Below are 18,221 nucleotides of genomic sequence, written 5' to 3' on the forward strand. Positions count from 1 at the left end.
ACGAAGACAGCATGAGTACCGAAGACAACGGTTCGACGAATGACCCCCAGGGCGGGGAACCTATCGAGGGCGAGGTCCTCGGTGGTGACCTCGAAGGCACCCCGACGATGACCGATCGCGTCGAACGCATCGATCTCCAAACCGAGATGCAGCGGTCCTATCTCGACTACGCGATGGCCGTGATCGTGGGCCGTGCACTCCCCGATGTGCGCGATGGGCTCAAGCCCGTTCACCGCCGCGTGATCTACGCGATGTACGACGGCGGCTACCGGCCGGACCGTTCGTTCAATAAGTGCGCGCGCGTCGTCGGCGAGGTCATGGGGCAGTACCACCCCCACGGCGACACCGCGATTTACGACACCTTGGTTCGCCTGATTCAGAAGTGGATCATGCGGTATCCCCTCGCCCTAGGACAGGGAAACTTTGGTTCCCCAGGCAACGACGGCGCGGCCGCACCCCGTTACACCGAGTGCAAGATGGCGCCGCTGGCCATGGAGATGGTCCGGGACATCCAAGAAAACACGGTGGATTTCCAGGACAACTACGACGGCAAGAACCAAGAGCCCGTAGTTCTTCCCGCTCGCTTCCCGAATCTTCTGGTCAATGGTTCTTCCGGCATTGCCGTGGGTATGGCCACCAACATTCCGCCGCATAACCTCCGCGAGGTCGCCGACGGCGTGCAGTGGTACTTGGACCATCCGGAAGCCGGTAACGAGGAACTCCTCGAGGCACTCCTCCAGCGCATCAAGGGGCCCGATTTCCCCACCGGCGCGCAGATTCTCGGCCATAAGGGCATTGAGGATGCTTACCGCACGGGACGCGGTTCGATCACCATGCGCGCCGTCGTCAATGTGGAGGAAATTCACGGGCGCACCTGCCTGGTGGTGACGGAACTTCCGTACCAGGCCAACCCGGACAACCTGGCCATCAAGATTGCCGACCTCATCAAGGACGGAAAAATCTCTGGCATTGCGGATATCCGGGATGAAACCTCGGGCCGCACCGGTCAGCGCCTGGTGATTGTGCTCAAGCGCGACGCCGTCGCCAAGGTCGTGTTGAACAACCTCTACAAGCACACCCAGCTCCAGGAGAATTTCTCCGCCAACATGCTCGCGATTGTCGACGGCGTGCCTCGCACGCTGTCGCTCGACGCCTTCATTCGGCATTGGGTCCACCACCAGATGGACGTCATCGTGCGTCGGACTCAATTCCGCCTGCGTCAGGCCGAGGAAGAAGCCCATATTCTCCGCGGCTTGCTCAAGGCGCTCGACGCGTTGGATGAGGTCATTGCCCTGATTCGTCGCTCGCCCACGGCGGACGACGCCCGCACCGGGTTGATGGAATTCCTCGACATTGACGAGGCCCAGGCTCAGGCCATCCTGAACATGCAGCTGCGCCGTCTGGCCGCCCTGGAACGGAAGAAGATCCAGGATCGTCACGACGAGCTCATGCGCCTGATCGAGGAATACAAGTCGATTATTGCTTCGGAACAGCGCCAGCGTGAGCTGATTTCGGAAGAACTCGGCGACATCGTGAACCGCTACGGCGATGACCGCCGCACGCAAATCCTCATGGGGTACGACGGCGACATGTCCGTCGAGGACCTCATCCCCGAGGAAGACATGGTCGTCACGATCACCCGAGGCGGCTACGTCAAGCGCACTCGAATCGACCAGTACCGTTCGCAACATCGTGGCGGTAAGGGCATTCGAGGTGCTCAGCTACGCGGGGATGACCTCGTCGAGCACCTCGTCGTCACCACCACACATAATTGGATTCTGTTCTTTACCAATTTCGGGCGGGTGTATCGCACCAAGGCCTACGAACTCATTGAGGCCGGTCGTGATGCCAAGGGTCAGCACGTCGCGAATCTGTTGGCCTTCCAACCGGGCGAAACCATCGCCCGTGTGATGGCCTTGCGGACGTACGAGGATGCACCGTACCTGGTGTTGGCCACCAAGCACGGTCTGGTGAAGAAGTCGCGACTCAGCGACTACGACACCAATCGCACCGCCGGTGTCATCGCTGTGAACCTGCGTGAGGATGACGAACTCATCTCCGCACAGCTCGCCCACTCAGACGACGATCTCATGCTGATTTCCCGTAAGGGACAATCGTTGCGCTTCACGGCCAGCGATGAGGCCCTGCGCCCGATGGGTCGCGCCACCAGTGGCGTCACTGGCATGAAATTCCGAGATGGCGATGAGCTGTTGGCCGCGAACGTGGTGAGCGATGACTCCTACGTGTTTGTGGTGACCGAGGGTGGCTACGCCAAGAGGACCAAGGTTCAGGAGTACCGTGTTCAGGGCCGCGGTGGTTTGGGCATCAAGGTGGCCAAGCTCGTCGAGGACCGAGGAGACCTTGTTGGCGGTCTGATTGTTGGGGAAGACGACGAAGTCCTGGTGGTCATGCAGTCCGGCAAGGTGGCTCGTTCTCACGTCTCGGAAGTTCCCGCCAAGGGCCGCGACACCATGGGCGTCATCTTTGCCAAGCCGGCCAAGAACGACCGCATCATTTCGATCGCTCGGAACCAAGATAAGGGCGTCGGCGAGGGACAACAGATTGCCGAAGATGGTTCGGTTGAAGTGTTGGATGCCGAAAATGCAGTACCGTTGGACAACAGTAGTGAACAGACCGATACTCCGGCCGAGTCGGAATCTTCATCACACGGAGGTAATGAGTGAGCACTAATAAACCTGGGAATGCGGCAGGCAGGTCTTCCGCCGCCCCCGGCTCCTCCGCGCGCAAGCCGGCCGACAACCGCCGGCAACCCGCAGCGGGTGGTTCGTCCCGCGGGGAATCGGTGACCGCCACGAAGAAGGCATCCCCGAATGGTCCTTCGAAGGCTCCCGCTAATGGACCGGCAAACGGTGCCAATCGGCGTCCGGCGTCGAGCTCCCGCCCGTTGGTGCGTCCGGCGCCTCGGTCGAAGGTTCGTCGTGCGCACCTGACCGTCGCGAAGGTGGACCTGTGGTCGATCGCCAAGCTGGTCTTCCTGTTGTCGGTGGCCGTGGGCATCGTCGTCGTGGTGGCGACCGTGATCCTGTGGCTCGTTTTCGACATCACGGGAATCTTCGGCGGCGTGGATTCGGTTCTCTCGATGCTCTCGAGCCAGGGCAACGCGGTGTCGATTACGGACTACCTCTCCCTCGGTCAGGTGGCCTTGTACGCAACGATCTTGTCGATTGTGAACGTCGTCTTGATGACGCTTCTCGGCGTGATTTCGGCCTTCCTGTACAACATCGCAGCCAAGCTCGTGGGTGGCATCGGGGTCACCCTGACGGACGACTAATCCTCTCCAGTATCGTGTCCCGGTGACCCGCTCTGTGGGTGAGGTCACCGGGAAACGATTTGGCGGTTGGCTGGTCGTCCTGTAGTGTTTTATTTCGGCCCAAGGCCATGAGGGCGTATAGCTCAGACGGTTAGAGCGCTTCGCTGATAACGAAGAGGTCCCAGGTTCAATTCCTGGTACGCCCACAGAGTCTTTCTCTAAGGAGGTTCCCATGCGGAAGATCCTGGCGGCCCTCGCGGCCGGTACGGTTGCCTTCGTGGTGACCAAGCGAGTAAAAGATTCTCAGGAGACCAAGAGGACGTGGAAGGAATCCACGGACACGGTCATCTGACTTTGGGGGCGTGGCGCAATTGGTAGCGCATCTGCTTTGCAAGCAGAGGGTTAGGGGTTCGAGTCCCCTCGCCTCCACCACGGAAAAACCCGGGGCATCGTACGGACGATGTTCCGGGTTTTTTGTGAGTACATCACGGTTCGACGATCGAAACTCGCGTTCGATCCATGACATGCTGTAGGCTGTACGAGGTCCTGTTGACGTGGGGAGATCCACGGAAGCGGGGACAACTTCGGGGGTGTGGCGCAACTGGTAGCGCAGCTGCCTTCGGGCAGAAGCTAGAGGTTCGAGTCCTTTCGCCTCCACCGAAGAAAGCACAATGGCCTCTCCCAACAGGGAGGGGCCATTGCTGTATCCGAAACCATATATCGGGACCAGAAGCACCGACCCGAGTGCCACCTCACTAGGGCAAACTGTCTACTCTACGGACAACATTGTTAAAATCACAGGTACACGGCACCGAGTTAACCTGCTGTTCACCTAAGTCAGGGTTGGACTTTAGATACACGTCGGCATAATTTTCGTGTGACACCTGAACTCATCATCCTCGCAATTGTCATCGTTACGGCATTGGTCTTCGACTTCACCAATGGCTTTCACGACACCGGCAATGCCATGGCCACATCCATCGCTACCGGTGCTCTCAAGCCCAAGGTCGCGGTTGCACTTTCTGCCGTCCTGAACCTCGTCGGTGCATTCCTCTCTATTGAGGTTGCCAAGACGGTCGGCAAGGAAGTCGTCAACCTTCAGCTCACTTCTGGCAGCGACCTGATGATTATCGTGTTCACCGGCCTGGTCGGCGGTATCACGTGGAACCTTCTGACTTGGCTCCTGGGTCTTCCCTCGAGTTCCTCCCACGCACTCTTTGGCGGTTTGATTGGTGCCACCATCGCCGGCCTCGGTGTCAGCGGTGTCTTGTGGACCGGAATCGTTGCCAAGGTCATCATCCCCGCCGTCGCCGCCCCTATTGTTGCCGGGATCATTTCCACTATTGGTACGGCGTTGATTTACCGCTTGACCCGCAAGGTGGGAGACACGGAAAAGGAACGTGGCTTCCGCTGGGGACAGGTGGGCACCGCTTCGCTGGTTTCGTTGGCACACGGAACCAACGACGCCCAGAAGACGATGGGTGTCATCTTCTTGGCCCTCGTTGCCTCGTCCTCGATCGATCCGAGCGCGGATATCCCGTTCTGGGTCAAGCTCACGTGTGCCGGGGCTATCGCCTTGGGTACCTATCTCGGTGGTTGGCGCATCATTCGAACCCTTGGAAAAGGGCTCGTCGAAATCGATTCCCCGCAGGGTATGGCCGCCGAGGGTGCTTCCGCCGCCATCATCTTGACCTCTTCACACTTCGGTATGGCTCTGTCGACGACGCACGTCGCGACCGGTTCAATTCTCGGTACGGGCCTGGGCCGCAAGGGTGCTCAAGTTCGCTGGGGTGTGGCTGGTCGCATGGTTGCTGCCTGGGTCATCACGATCCCCGCAGCGGCCATCGTCGGTGCCATCACCTGGTTTATCGGACACCTCGTCGCTATGGTTTCCAACGAACTCGTCGGCGCGCTCGTGGTGTTCGCCCTGCTGATCGCGCTCTCCGGATACATGTGGCTTCGTTCCCGCAAGACTCCCGTCACTCACGACAACGTCAACGACGAATGGCAGGGTGAAGCGGCCTCTCTCGACGCTGCCACCCCCAACCCTGGCGACCCGGAAAGTTCCTTGAACGGACCCCTGGTTCCCCAGAAGGTTGGCGAGATGATCGGGCAAGATGCCACGAGCAGCTCGCACCAGGCCGGATCCTCGAATCGATAGACACGAAGGAACCTCATGAATTTTCTCCACTTGCTGTCGAATCTGATCCCCGTGACCATTGCGGGCATCATCTTGGGTGCCGGGCTCCCCGCACTCTTCGCCTTCGGAATGCGTCTGACCGCGGGTCGGACCCAGGTCCAGGAGGACGGTTCTGTGGTTCAGATTCGCCCGGCCGCGGCGCCGATGCGAATTCTTGGATTCATCATTTTCGCGCTGATTATCGCTGCGATCCTTGCGGGGATTCTGTGGATCGCGAAAGATTTCCTCTTTCATTTGACCGGATTTAACTTCCTGGGCCTCGCCAAAAAGTAGGGTTTCTCTCCAGAGCTCTCAGAAAGGAGGCGTAGATGCGCAATATCGCTGCCTCCGTGCTCAGATGGCTTAGGGCCGGATATCCGAATGGAATGCCTTCACAGGATTACATTCCGCTGGTTGCCGTTTTACGTCGTCGTCTCGGCGATGATGAAGTGGTGGACATTTGTCGGCAACTGAAGGCCGAAGGCGTCATTCCCGCAGAAACCGTGGACATTGGCGTTGAGATCACTAAGGTCACCGATGAAATGCCGTTGCCCGAGGACGTCGTGCGTGTGGAAGAACGCCTACGTCACGGTGGATGGGATCTCTAAGCCTGATTGGGCAGATGTGATTCGGTAAGGGCCTCTTCCCTGGACGACGTCGCACCATGCACGGTCTTGGAATTCGGAGACTGAACCTAAGGCGTACTGATCGCGACCTTAAGAAATAAAAAACGACGCCGCCGCGCTGAATTCAGCGCGGCGGCGTCGTTGGTCAGTGGGGAAGAACCTTAGTTCTTGCCGTCCTGATCGGTCTTCGGAGCCTCGTGCTTGCCGGGGCGAGCAGGCTTCTCGGCCTGACCCTTGGCCTCGGCATCCTTGGCGTCGGGAGTGCCCGCGACCGGCTTGGCCGGCTTATCCATCGGGGCACCCGGAGCCGGGTGGCTGGTGTTCTTCGGGTCATTCAGCGACTTGACCTCTTGGTTGGCCGGAGCCGGTGCCGAAGAGGGCTTGGTGACCTTCTGATCAGCGGAATTGGCCTGTGCGGCAACGCCGGGCTGATCGTTCTTGGCCGGGTCCGGCTTCTGGTTGGCATCCGCCGGAGTCTTCCAGGGATCCTCCACCGGACGGGATGCGCGCCAAGCGGCGACACCCGCGGCGGTTGCCGCAGCCAACAGACCGAAGACGAGAAGGCCCTTGTGGGACTTCTTGTTGGCCTTCTTCTGCTGCTTCGCGAATTCCTGGGCGCGCTTGGCAGCGGCCTTCTGAGCCTTCTTGAAGTTCTTCTTGTTGCCGGTGACCTTGGCAGCCAAGGCCTCAACCTGCGGGTTGACCTCGGCGGAGTTCAACTTATCGGCCAAAACGCCTGCCGCTTCGCCAGCCTTTGCGCGAGCGTTGGACACTGCGTTCTCAACGGCCGGGGTGGCACGGTCGATCTGCTCCTGAAGACGGGGAGCGACCTCCTTCTGTGCCCAGTCGTTAGCCTGGTCGGCGCGCTTCTGCAGCTTCGTCGTCAGGTCGTTGACCTTGTCGACACCCTCGGAGTAACGAGCGTTTGCCGACTTACGGGCCTGCTTTGCGGCCTGCTTGGCCTTCTTTTCAGCCTTCTTCTGGCATCCCATGAGTTACCTCCTCGTGGACCGGTGCGCAGACAGCATCTCTGCCAACGCCACCCGTCACTTGGGACGGGCAGTTTTTACCGAGTCAGTTTTAGTCCTCTCCCAGGATAGATAATGAGGAGTACGGTGTCCCCACCTCATCGGCGAGTTGCCCCCGTGTTTTCACTGAAGGCGGAACACTATTGGGAGCTCAGGGAGTGCATGGAAAAATGGCTGGCATGACTGCGATTCCCACTGCAAAAGCGACCATTCACACCAACCACGGTGACATTGTGGTTAATCTGTTTGGCAACCATGCGCCGAAGACCGTCAAGAACTTCATCGGTCTGGCCGACGGTTCCCAGGAGTGGACCGACCCCAAGACGGGCGAAAAGAAGAACACCCCTCTGTACGACGGCGTGATCTTCCACCGCATCATCCGCGACTTCATGATCCAGGGCGGCGATCCGCTGGGTCAGGGCATTGGCGGACCGGGTTACCAGTTCGATGACGAGATCAGCCCGGACCTGAACTTCAACGAGCCGTACATGTTGGCCATGGCCAACGCCGGAATCCAGAACGGCCGCGGAACCAACGGTTCCCAGTTCTTCATCACCACCGTTCCCACCACGTGGCTTCAGGGCAAGCACACCATCTTTGGTGAGGTTGCGGACGAAGATTCCAAGAAGGTCGTCGATGAGATTGAAGGCGTTGCGACCGGCATGATGGATCGTCCGGTGGAGGACGTCGTCATGAAGAGCATCGACATCGAGAATCTCTAAGACTCCCAATATTTCCGCGGCACCCCGTTGGTTCCGCATGTATGAGGCCCTTCCGCACAGCGGTGGGGCCTCATTTTTAACCTGAATACTCTGCGTCAAAAGAAGAGGACACCACTCATGGATCACGAACCACCCCGCTACGGCCAGCGGGACGAGTCCCTCGAGGGAGACCCGAACGGTAGGCCCGTGTGCCCACGGCATCCGGATCGGGTCTCGTACGTGACGTGTGCTCGATGCCAGCGTCCAGCGTGCCCGGAATGTCAGGTTCAGGTCCCAGTCGGCGTGCAATGTGTTGATTGTGTCAGGGAGGTTCAGGAACATCGCAGCGGGCGCAACCCGTTGCTTCCGGGTGGGGCAGGGCTCGCCGTGACGTGGACGCTCATCGCGGTGACGGTCCTGGTATTCGTGGCGCAGTGGGTTTTGCCCCGGCAGCTGGTTCTGAATCACCTGGCCTATGCGCCAATTTTGACCGAGGTACAGCCTTGGCGGATGCTTACCAGCGGTTTCGTCCATTCTCCGGGAAATCTCTTACACATCGCCTTGAATATGTACACGCTGTACATCTTTGGTGCGGCCTTGGAACCCAGGATGGGTAAGTGGCGGTTCTTGGCGGTGTATCTGCTGTCGATCATCGGCGGTTCCGCGGCCGTGTACCTGTTGGCGAGCCCGTACACATTGGTCGTGGGTGCTTCGGGCGGAGTCTTCGGGCTATTCGGAGCGCTCTTCGCGTGGACGCGATTCCGCGGGGGAGATACCCGAGGACTCTTGGTCCTGGTGGGGATCAACTTGGTCTTTGGGTTCGTGGTTCCCGGCATCGCATGGCAAGCACACGTCGGAGGACTGGTTGTGGGTGCGGTCATCGCGTTGCTGTTTGACCTCACCACGCACCGGCGGTCCCGAAAGCGTCAGGGGAAGAAGCCGAGCCAGTAGGGTTCCGGATTTTTGTGATTACACGATTCTCGCGTCGGATCGCAGTTATCCACAGGAGTTACCCACAGCTGTTAATAACTACAGGCCTGTAACTTCACACCTGTTAATAACCCTGTGGATGACGGTATTCCGTGGAAACACGGGGCCGACGCCGCCGGAGGCGCTCGGGGAGAGAACTACTTATCCACTCCTGTGGATAACTTTGTGCACTACTGGGGATGAGTGGGGATGTGGATCGGATGGCGATTCTTGTGATTCCCCTCGGGATGGGTCTCTGAGACAGCGGACCGCCTCGTGGTTATGGCTGGCGACAGCTTGATGTGGGTCCGTGTGGGCTGCGCGGAACCGTCGCTGGAATGGCACGCATGGCGTAGCTGAACTTCATAATAAAGAATTGAATACTTTATAAGTAAAGCAATTTTTGGGCGCTCCCTTTTATTTGCAGGGGAATGCATTCTGCGTGTCAGTTTATTCAAATGTGGACTATTGAAATATATTGCTTTACTCACGTTTTTCTGCTGCGGGGCCTTAGACTAGTTTGGCTCTCACCCTGCATCGTCGAGGAACCACCATGACCGAATCATCGTCAGCGCACCCACGTTCGTCCTTGAAGCGCCGCTATCCCCGCCGGGTATTTGCGGCGATGAGCGGCGGAATGATCGCCGCCTTTCTGCTCACTTCTTGCTCTGGCGGGCAGAACGCCGTCGACGACCCCACGAACGTTTTGCAATCCGTGAATGTTCAATTGGGAAGCGATGCATCGGTATCTTCCGTGGCGAGCAATAATATTTTCGCCAACTCCGACTCCGGGAAGTCCGAAAGTAAAGATTCACGATACGAGACCCGCGACGTCGTCAATGATCTTCCCGTGCGCATCACGACCAATTACACGACCGGCGACGATCAGTCGGGGTCGAACCTCAAAGACTTGGACGGATACTCCGGGAAAATCCACATCAACCTCACGGTCGAGAACCTGAGCGTTGCTCCGGAAGAAGTGAGCTACGACGCCGGGGGCACCAAACACAGCCAACAGGCGCTCGTGGGGATTCCGATGAGCGTCTCCGGCTCGACCGAACTGGATGGTGTTTCACCCAATCAGGTGGTCGGCGACGCCACCAACCCGGATAACAAGACCGACGGAACCAACGGCATCGTGAGCTCGACCCAGGACGGCAAAACCGTGGTGCAATGGGCGTCGATCCTGGCCCCGCCATCCTCGGGCGCGAGCACAACCATGCAACTGAATCTGGATGCCAAGGATTTTCACGCCCCCAACTTTGACGTGGGCGTTCAACCCGGATTCTCGAACAATCTCTCGACCGATGGCGTACTGACCTCGGCGTTCAACAACAACGATTCCACCGAGATGGCGCTGTTGCAGCGCACCATGAAACTTGCCTCCGAGACGCAGCAGACGCTCAATGACGCGGGAACACAGATCAGCGACGTCCGGAACAACTTGGATGCGAACTCCGAGACCCTGGGTAAGACTGCCTTCGAGAATCTGTCCAAGAGCAATGAGCGACTGACCGACACGATGAAGGGCTTATCGGAGCAGGTCGACACCCTGAGCGGGGACCTGGACCAAGCCGCCAAGGACAACAAGTCCGCCATGACGGAGCAGCTGAGTCAGACCGTCAAGGCTCTGGATTCGATGCTCGGGGACACCTCGGGTTCGGCGCCCGCGATGGATTTCAGCGGGGACACTTGCAACGCGAAGATTCCGCAACCCCAGGGCGGTTCAACGGTGTATTCGTCCCTGACCCAGCTCTCGGGCTTCTTAAAGGGATATGCCAAAGCCAACGAGGGATGCCAGAAAGAGCTTTCCTCCTCGTTGAAGGCTATGGTCGGGCCGGAGAAGCCCAACGCGGAGGCCTGCAAGGTGGGTTCCCTGACCTGCTCGCTCTATAACTCCTCCTCGGTGGTCACGGCCTCACTGCTGGGAACGATGAACGAAAGCACGAAGGTCATCGATTCTCTCCAGCCGGAAGGAATTGGTAAGGCCCAGGAAAGCCTCGGGAAGGTCAACGCCAACATCACATCGCTGGACACCGCACTCGATGAAATACCGACGGGACCGATCAATCCCGATCTCGCCAAAGCTCTAGACAACTTCGAAGAGACCAATGATCGATTGATGGACTCGGTAGCTGGGCTGTCCGGCGACGTAGATGGTCTCAAGGAGAACTTGGACGAAATTCACACTATGGCCGTTAAGGCCAAAGAGCAGATCGGGTCGTCCGGTGACGGTGCTAAGGACAACGGTTCGATGCAGGCCCAAAATAAGGCACTGGCGGAAAGGATCTGCGCGCTCCGGGACGGTGGGACTGCCCAGAACGGCAAATTGGACCAAGACCAGGTCGATCAACTTCTGAAGTACGTGAACAATGGCACCTGCGATGGAGCCCCGCCGGCACCTGAGTCTCCGGAACCGACGGCAACACCTTCCCCGACGAAGAGCCCATCGCCGGCCCCAACGAGTGCAACGCCTCAGCCGAGCACCGAGCAATCCTCGGACGGATCGGCACCGGGAACTCCGAAGCCGGCAGCTCCGGCAACGCCGACCCCACAGGCCCAGGACAAGGCCGTCGAGGTTAAGCCGATGGTCGACGCTCAACCCAATCCGTCGATGACGCCGATGAACAAGCGGCTTCAGGACCAATCCGATCAGTGGGATCAGATCATCAACAAGACGGACCCCAATAACGCCGAATTCATTGGCGGCAAGATCGCGTCAATGAAGAAGTCGGTTGATGCCGTCAAGGATGGGGCTCAAGACCTCAAGACTAGTCAGGCCGAGTTAGAACCGTTGCTGTCCAATAGGGGCGACGTCGACGACCACCTGAGCGACCTGCATGAAGCCGTCAAGGGATTGAAGGAACAGACGGGAACCCTTCAAGGGAACCTCGACGATATCGGTACGAAACAGACCGAGGTCAACGAGGCCGTCAAGAAGGCTTATAAGGACACATCCGACAAAACGGCCCAACAGATTTCCTCCATGATGGACGATCAGGCGCGAGTGATCTCGAAGCAGGGTCAAGAGGGCAGCCAAGCGGTGGTGAACTCCTTCGGTAACTCGGTAGCGGGCCTGTCCAATACAGCCACTTCGGTGGTCAACACGGCGAACGGAACCGTGAAGGAACAACGTCAGCAGCTTGCCGGGCAGGGAGACGCACTGCAAACCACCGTGGATCAGAAGACCCAAGGCTCCCTTCAGGGTCTGAATCAGCGCACCTCGGCCGCGACTCGCGACCTTGCGGGATCTTCAATGTTGTTGGCCAATGACATGAATGACCTCCTTCTCGACCTCGGCGATCGACGCGTCAATGGATCTGGACTCCTGGGCGCGATGGCCACGAGCTCGGCGAGGGCTGGGTCCGCGGATTACCAGTTGGCGCTCGCAGAACAGAACGCCGAAGGCTTCGCCAACGTGCGTAGCCAGGACATCGACGGGCTTCGGTTGCGGCAGGCTCAATTCAAGGCGTCGTTGGACAAGCTCTCCACGATGAAGGGATTCCATCTTGATGAATCCAACGGTGTGACGGTCAAGTCGCTCTACAGCTTCCACATCGGTGAGGTGGAGAAATGAGCAAGAAAGCGCTGATCTGGATTTCCGCCGTCGCCCTGGTGTTGGTTGTCGGTATCGCCACGACGCTCGTGTTGGTCAAGAACAATCAAGACCAGGAGCAGGACCAAGCGGTAGCCGTGACCGTGCCGGTGGCGTTGTCTGCCGAAAAGGTCTCCCAGAAGGCAAAGATCGGTGTGGTCGAGACCCTCGGTAGCAATGCGGCGGAAGGTTCGGAATGGGCCGACGCCGCACAGGGCGCCCGCGTCGCCCAACACCGCTTCCAGATGGGCGGCACCACGGTCGAGCTCGTCACCGAAAACGATAACGGTACCTCCGATGGCGCCAAGGACGCGGTTCACAAGCTCTCCGAGCAAGGGGTTTCTGGCATCGTGATGGCCACCAGTGGTGATCACACGGCGTCGGGGCTCGACGCGGCCCGTGATAGCGGTATCCCGGTGATCCAGCCATATTCCTCGACCGATGGCTCACGCGATAACGTCTGGTCGTTGGCACCGTCCGCCTCCGATGCCACTCAGGGTGTGCAGAAAGCCCTCGGCTCACACAGCAAACCCGTATTGATCGACGGGGACGGTCACGCACCCGGAGGGATCAACTACGCGGACACGATCTCGTACAAGGCGGGGGACGACGTCCAACAGATCGCCCGGAGGGTTGCCGACAAGACCAATCCGAAGGACCAGGCGCAATCCTCAGCTGATTCGGTGGTCATTAGTGCCAATGCCTCCACTGAGGCCGCTTTCGTCGCCGCATTGCAGCAGGCCAAGGTCAACGCGCCGATAGTGATGACACCCGAGGCCACTAGCCCGGAATTTCAGAAGAGTCTGAAGGAGAAGGACGGCAGTCCGTCGGGTGACTTGATGACCATCGGCACGAATTCTTTCGACTCCGCCGCATTAGCCAGTGATGGCCACGGAAGGGCGATGTCGGCGTTCCTCAACGGCGTCCGTGTGCTGTCCCAGGATCCTCAGGCCAAGAACCTTACGGAGGACCAGGAATTTTCCAAGGTCGCCCAGCAGGCGGATTCCCGAAGTCATGACGCCGTGGTGGCTCTCGTGAAGGGCATCTCTCGGGGCGGTAGCGCCGCTCCGCAGGATGTCGCCGACAACCTGCGCACCTTAACCCTCGGGCCATCCGATGGGCTCGCCGGATCTTCCTTGGACTTCTCCCGCAAGGATGCCGCGACCGATCCGGTACTTCCCGTGCATTCCTCGACCCAGCAACTCGGCCTTCGCCCCGCTGAATCGTCCGACCAGACCCTCACCTGGTTCTCCGGAACGACTCGGTAGTACCACGTGACCCCTCGGCGTTGGATGAAGAGAAGGTAACCCCACCATGCGATTACTCATCGAATTGGCCGATTTTCACCGAAGCGTGGAGGTCGATCACTGGCGCGAAACCACCACGGTCTCTGAACTACTCCGCGAGGCTGGCGCCCCTGCAATCGATGAGGCGCAGACCGCGTACCTGGATCACGAGCCCATTTCCCCCACATCGCGTCTATCGGAACTGAACCTTCTGGAAGGTTCACGAATTTCCCTGACGCCGACGGCCAAGCCATCCAGGATCAAAGACTGGACCGCGGGGGTCAGCGACGGACTCACCACGGGAGCCGTGGTTGCGGTACCGAATCACCGCCAGATGATCATCGGTCGATCCCCGCAGGCGGACGTCGTCCTGCCCACGGATAGCGCTTCGTGGGAGCACTTCCGCGTCGAACGCACGGGCAAAGGGCTCAGAATTCTGGACTCTGGGTCTACCAACGGGACTTTGGTGGGCGGATCGAAGGTCCCAGAGGAAGGCCGGGAGATCACCGAAGCGACCTCCGTCCAAGCCGGGGGCTGCGCCGTCGTCTTCCGACCGAGTATGAATGAGCCTCCCGCGCCCGCTGCCGGAACCCTGCCCAACCTCACTCCGGCACGGACCGCACCCTTCAACAGGCCCCCGCGTCCCGGGGCGCCGAAGGGGCCGGAACCGGTCAAACCCCCGGTTCACAAGGACGTTCCCAACGCCAGCAAATTCAGCTGGGCAACCGTGATCGCCCCGCTGATTTTGGCGGTGGCTATGGTCTTCGTGATGGGAAACGCGAAATTCGCCCTGTTTGCCCTCCTGAGCCCCGTGATGGCCGTCGGTATGTGGGTCGAACAGCGGCATCGTCGCAAGAAAGGTCTCGAGGAAGAAGCGGAACGTTTTAAGAAGGCGCTCCAGGAGTTCCGCGAAAAGATTCTGGCCGCGGGAGTTAAGGAAGCCGAACGGCGCCGGGAAATCATCCCTGATCCTTCATTGGTGCTTCGCCGACCGGCCCTGCCGAGCACTGAAATGTGGCAACGTCGCGAGGCCGCCGAAGATTTCATGGCCCTTTACGTCGGTACGGGAGACATCCCCTGGAGCCCCGCGATCAACACATCGGGAATTTCGACGGTTCCCGACGAGGTTAAAGATGCTCTTTCCGAGAGTCGTCTGCCGCAGGTTCCCGTGATGGCGGACCTGACGGATGCCGGCGTCATCGGAATCGTGGGACAACGTGACGGCGCGCTCGCTCTCGCGAGGAACCTCGTAGTTCAGGCCGCTGTGCATTGCGGGCCGGCCGACATGACGTTGGGCGTGTTCTTCGATAAGGGTCGCTCCGATGACTGGTCCTGGACCTCGTGGTTGCCTCACACTCGACAAGCGGGATCACCGATCGGGCAACGATGGATCTCGGACGACCAGGAGACCAGCTCCGCGATGTTGCGGCAGATCAGACAGGGAATCGACTCATTTCTGACTCCGTCCGTCATGGTCGTGATCGACTCCGAGGTTCTCACCGAGGGGCGTGATGCACCTGCGCGTTCATTGCTGGGATACGGACGGTCGATGACGCAGGCCCGGACATTGCGTCCGGAGGAGCGCAAACACAGGGTCCCCGGCATAGTCATCGCGACCTCCGAAGAGCAGCTCCCAGCCTCGTGTAATTACGTGGTTCACGTTGACGACGACGCATCCGCGACCATGACCGAGCCAGGAGACCGCAAGACCGTCGACGAGCTGGTGCTGTCCGGAATCGACCTCGAGGCCGCGCGTCGGGCGGCGATGAATCTCGCCCACTACGACGACCCGGAGCTCGTGATCCCCGGAGCGTCGCTGCCCTCGCTTGTACGCCTGCCGGAACTCATGGACTTGGCCCACCCCACCGCGGCGGATATCCGCCAGACGTGGGCCAACGCCCGCGGCTTCGCAACCGAGATCGGCGTGGGCGACGATGGAACCTACTCGATTGACCTGGTCAAAGATGGGCCTCACGGGCTCGTCGGCGGAACGACCGGTTCGGGCAAGAGCGAATTCTTGAGGTCATTGGTCGCCGGTCTGGCCGCACGCCACGATCCGACGCGGCTGAACTTCATCCTCATTGACTTCAAGGGAGGCGCCGCCTTCACCGCGTGTGAGCGTCTCCCGCACACCATCGGAACGATCAGCAACCTGGACGAACAGCTGGCCGATCGTGCGTTGCGCTCGCTCGAGGCCGAGATGGAACGTCGCCAGCGAGTTTTCGCTGCCGCCGGGGAAGGCATCGATAATCTCCCGGCTTACCTCGCGACGAATCCGGAAGAACCGATGCCTCGGCTCCTCTTGGTCGTGGACGAATTTGCGATGCTCGCCAAGGACTTCCCGGACGTGTTGGACTCGCTCGTGAGCGTCGCAGCGGTCGGTCGTACCCTCGGCGTGCACATGATCCTCGCGACGCAGCGCCCCGCCGGTGTGGTCAATGACGACATCTTGGCCAACACCAACATGCGGGTAGCCCTGCGCGTTCAATCGAAGGAAGACTCCACGAACGTCATCGGTGTTCCCGAGGCTGCGGCGATCTCGCGCTCGCAGCTGGGCCGCGCCTACGTGAAGCTGGGGCAGGACGACATCACGCCAGTTCAGACCGCCCTGGTGACCGGGAGGACCGAAGCGACGGAGAAGACTTCCGTGGGTATCCGCGACGTCAGTGAATTTGGTGTTCCGGCGTTGCCTGAGGCCCCGAGGAAACAGAGTATGGGCGAGTCGAACGACCTGGAGGTGTTGATCGACGCGATCACGGAGGCATCCGACGACCTGGGATACTCCGATCCTCTCAAGGTATGGCCCGAGGCCCTCGGCAGCCGCGTCCCATTGCGTGGCTTTGCGACCGATGAGGTTGAGGGTCTCGCTCCGGAGGTGGGTTCCGTGGAGGGGACGATGGTCTCGGTGGCTCTGGCCGACGAACCGGACCGGCAGCGACAGATACCCGCCGGATGGGACATGAGCCAAGGCAACCTGATGCTCATCGGTATTCCCGGTAGCGGTACCACCACGACCATGATGTCGATCGCCCTGACGCTTGCGTCTTCGGCATCACCCGAGGAGCTCGAGCTGTTGGTCCTCGATATGGGTTCCCGGGATCTCGAACCTCTCGAACGGATGCCTCACACGGTGGCATACGTGGGAACGGGCACCGGGGCCAAAGAAAAACAGGCGCGATTCCTCCGGCATCTCATGGAGGAGATCCAGCGGCGCCGAACCCATCCGGGGCGGTACCCCAAAGCGGTCGTGTTCCTGGACGGGTTCGCGACGCTCAAGGACGAATTTTCCGACTTTGTGGGCGCAGATCTGCTGAGCTTTTTCTATCGCGCCTACGCCGAAGGTCCGAGCCTGGGGCTCTATTTCGTGGTGTCGACCTCGCGCGCCAAGGGAACGCCCTCGGCCATGGAAGAGGTGTCTCTTCAGCGTTGGGTCTATCAACTTGCTGATCACTACGACTACGCCTCGCTCGGGATTAAGGGAACCAACATCCCGGCGTCGGTTTCGGGGCGTTGCGTGGACGTCAACGTGCTCTCTCAGATGCATGTGGCGACGCCGCAGTGCGGAATTTTTGAGGCGATCGACCGCGTCGTCGATCAGTGGCCGGACGCGAAGGCCAAGGAAGACGTGATCGGCCAGCTCCCCGACGTCTTGCCGGTCTCTTCGGTTGCGGGAGAACCTAGTTTCTCGGGGATGCCGTGGAAGATTCCGATCGGCGTCCGCGAACACGATCTGGCGACGTCGGAACTCGAGTTCTACGACGGCGAGCACGGACTCATCGTGGGACCGGCGCGGTCGGGGAAGTCCACGCTCCTGTTGGCCATTGCTGAGTCCGTGCGCAAGCTCGATGGCGGTGGCGATCATGTTCCCGCCGTGTGGGGCGTGTGTTCCAGGAGGTCTCCACTCGTGGACGCGGAATTGGACAAGGTGGCGGTCGGCCCGGACGAGGTACCGCCCCTGATCGCATCTTTGCGTATTGAACGGCGCCCGGTTCTGCTGCTGATCGATGACGCCGAACGCTTCGACGACACCGATAAATCCATCAGCTCCCTCGTGGAGACGGATCATCCGGGGCTTTGCATCATCGCCGCGGGTCGGTCCAGTGATCTGCGGACCATGTACAGCCACTGGACCCGCACCGTGAGGAAGTCTCGCAGCGGTATCGTCCTGCAACCGAACGTCGATCTCGACGGCGACTTCTTCGGAGGGGCCCTTCCCCGCCGCGCTCCGGTAGCGCTGACTAAGGGCCGCGGCTATGCCTTTGCTGGTGGCGACATGAGCCTCGTTCAGGCAATGAGTCCGGACGATATGACGACCGAATAATCAATCATTAGGAGAACTAGAGATGACCTCAATGGAATACAGTCAGGCTCGACCGCGACCTCACGTAGGTTTCGGAACCGCCATGAAGAACTGGGCGAAAAACATGTTCAGGTTTTCGGGCTCTTCACAGATGAGGGTGTAGCTGTGGTGCGACCTGGGGCGGCGCGTCGGTGTCGGGGTGAGGGTCGAGGTCTTCCGATGATGGGAGTTCTCACACAACCCGTCCGGAAGACCTCGACGTGCCT

General features: G+C 59.9%; 13 protein-coding genes and 3 tRNA genes. 14 read left to right on the forward strand and 2 right to left on the reverse strand.

Annotated features, from left to right (window positions below; all coding sequences use genetic code 11):
* Nucleotides 1-11: 11 nt before the first annotated feature.
* The 9 genes from gyrA to D8M21_RS10040 all read left to right on the forward strand — a co-directional run bounded on the left by gyrA (nucleotide 12) and on the right by D8M21_RS10040 (nucleotide 6,058).
* Nucleotides 12-2,684: a DNA gyrase subunit A gene (gene gyrA, locus D8M21_RS10005; RefSeq protein ID WP_126855842.1), complete on the forward strand. Its 2,673-nt coding sequence runs from the start codon at nucleotides 12-14 to the stop codon at nucleotides 2,682-2,684.
* Nucleotides 2,681-3,292 (forward strand): DUF3566 domain-containing protein, encoded by a 612-nt coding sequence (locus tag D8M21_RS10010; protein ID WP_048680672.1) that lies wholly within the window; start codon nucleotides 2,681-2,683, stop codon nucleotides 3,290-3,292. The genes gyrA and D8M21_RS10010 overlap by 4 nt, the downstream gene beginning before the upstream one ends.
* A gap of 111 nt (nucleotides 3,293-3,403) precedes the next feature.
* Nucleotides 3,404-3,477 (forward strand) — tRNA-Ile (locus tag D8M21_RS10015).
* 26 nt (nucleotides 3,478-3,503) lie between these two features.
* The gene (locus tag D8M21_RS11520) at nucleotides 3,504-3,623 is read left to right on the forward strand and encodes a DLW-39 family protein (RefSeq protein WP_218189187.1); all 120 of its coding nucleotides are present in this window, start codon (nucleotides 3,504-3,506) and stop codon (nucleotides 3,621-3,623) included.
* Nucleotides 3,624-3,627: 4 nt separating this feature from the next.
* Nucleotides 3,628-3,703: transfer RNA gene (locus tag D8M21_RS10020), tRNA-Ala, on the forward strand.
* Nucleotides 3,704-3,857: 154 nt separating this feature from the next.
* A tRNA-OTHER gene (locus tag D8M21_RS10025) sits at nucleotides 3,858-3,928 on the forward strand.
* A gap of 220 nt (nucleotides 3,929-4,148) precedes the next feature.
* Nucleotides 4,149-5,432: an inorganic phosphate transporter gene (locus tag D8M21_RS10030; protein ID WP_048680670.1), complete on the forward strand. Its 1,284-nt coding sequence runs from the start codon at nucleotides 4,149-4,151 to the stop codon at nucleotides 5,430-5,432.
* Nucleotides 5,433-5,447: 15 nt separating this feature from the next.
* The gene (locus D8M21_RS10035; protein WP_048680668.1) at nucleotides 5,448-5,744 is read left to right on the forward strand and encodes a hypothetical protein; all 297 of its coding nucleotides are present in this window, start codon (nucleotides 5,448-5,450) and stop codon (nucleotides 5,742-5,744) included.
* Between the two features lie 35 nt (nucleotides 5,745-5,779).
* A complete protein-coding gene (locus tag D8M21_RS10040) occupies nucleotides 5,780-6,058 on the forward strand; it encodes a DUF3349 domain-containing protein (RefSeq protein ID WP_048680665.1) in 279 nt (92 codons plus the stop codon).
* 179 nt (nucleotides 6,059-6,237) lie between these two features.
* Here D8M21_RS10040 and D8M21_RS10045 read toward each other — a convergent pair whose 3' ends face one another.
* Nucleotides 6,238-7,068 carry a hypothetical protein gene (locus D8M21_RS10045; protein ID WP_048680662.1) on the reverse strand — a complete coding sequence of 277 codons (831 nt, stop codon included), beginning with the start codon at nucleotides 7,066-7,068 and terminating at the stop codon, nucleotides 6,238-6,240.
* A gap of 215 nt (nucleotides 7,069-7,283) precedes the next feature.
* Here D8M21_RS10045 and D8M21_RS10050 point away from each other — a divergent pair, with 215 nt between their 5' ends.
* The 5 genes from D8M21_RS10050 (at nucleotide 7,284) to D8M21_RS10070 (ending at nucleotide 17,976) form a co-directional block, all read left to right on the forward strand.
* Nucleotides 7,284-7,826, forward strand: a complete 543-nt coding sequence (locus D8M21_RS10050) for a peptidylprolyl isomerase (protein ID WP_048680884.1) — start codon at nucleotides 7,284-7,286, stop codon at nucleotides 7,824-7,826.
* A gap of 117 nt (nucleotides 7,827-7,943) precedes the next feature.
* On the forward strand, nucleotides 7,944-8,756 hold the full coding sequence (locus D8M21_RS10055) for a rhomboid family intramembrane serine protease (RefSeq protein WP_082156740.1): 813 nt from the start codon (nucleotides 7,944-7,946) through the stop codon (nucleotides 8,754-8,756).
* Between the two features lie 571 nt (nucleotides 8,757-9,327).
* Nucleotides 9,328-12,351, forward strand: a complete 3,024-nt coding sequence (locus tag D8M21_RS10060) for a hypothetical protein (protein WP_126855843.1) — start codon at nucleotides 9,328-9,330, stop codon at nucleotides 12,349-12,351.
* On the forward strand, nucleotides 12,348-13,637 hold the full coding sequence (locus D8M21_RS10065; protein WP_126855844.1) for an ABC transporter substrate-binding protein: 1,290 nt from the start codon (nucleotides 12,348-12,350) through the stop codon (nucleotides 13,635-13,637). Before D8M21_RS10060 ends, D8M21_RS10065 begins: the two co-directional genes overlap by 4 nt.
* A gap of 46 nt (nucleotides 13,638-13,683) precedes the next feature.
* Nucleotides 13,684-17,976, forward strand: a complete 4,293-nt coding sequence (locus D8M21_RS10070; RefSeq protein ID WP_048680654.1) for an FtsK/SpoIIIE domain-containing protein — start codon at nucleotides 13,684-13,686, stop codon at nucleotides 17,974-17,976.
* 60 nt (nucleotides 17,977-18,036) lie between these two features.
* Here the strand turns inward: D8M21_RS10070 and D8M21_RS11525 are convergent.
* On the reverse strand, nucleotides 18,037-18,221 hold a 185-nt coding region (locus D8M21_RS11525; protein ID WP_238651315.1), incomplete at its 5' end, for a hypothetical protein.

The organism is Kocuria sp. HSID16901, assembly GCF_003989425.1.
GTDB lineage: Bacteria > Actinomycetota > Actinomycetes > Actinomycetales > Micrococcaceae > Rothia > Rothia massiliensis.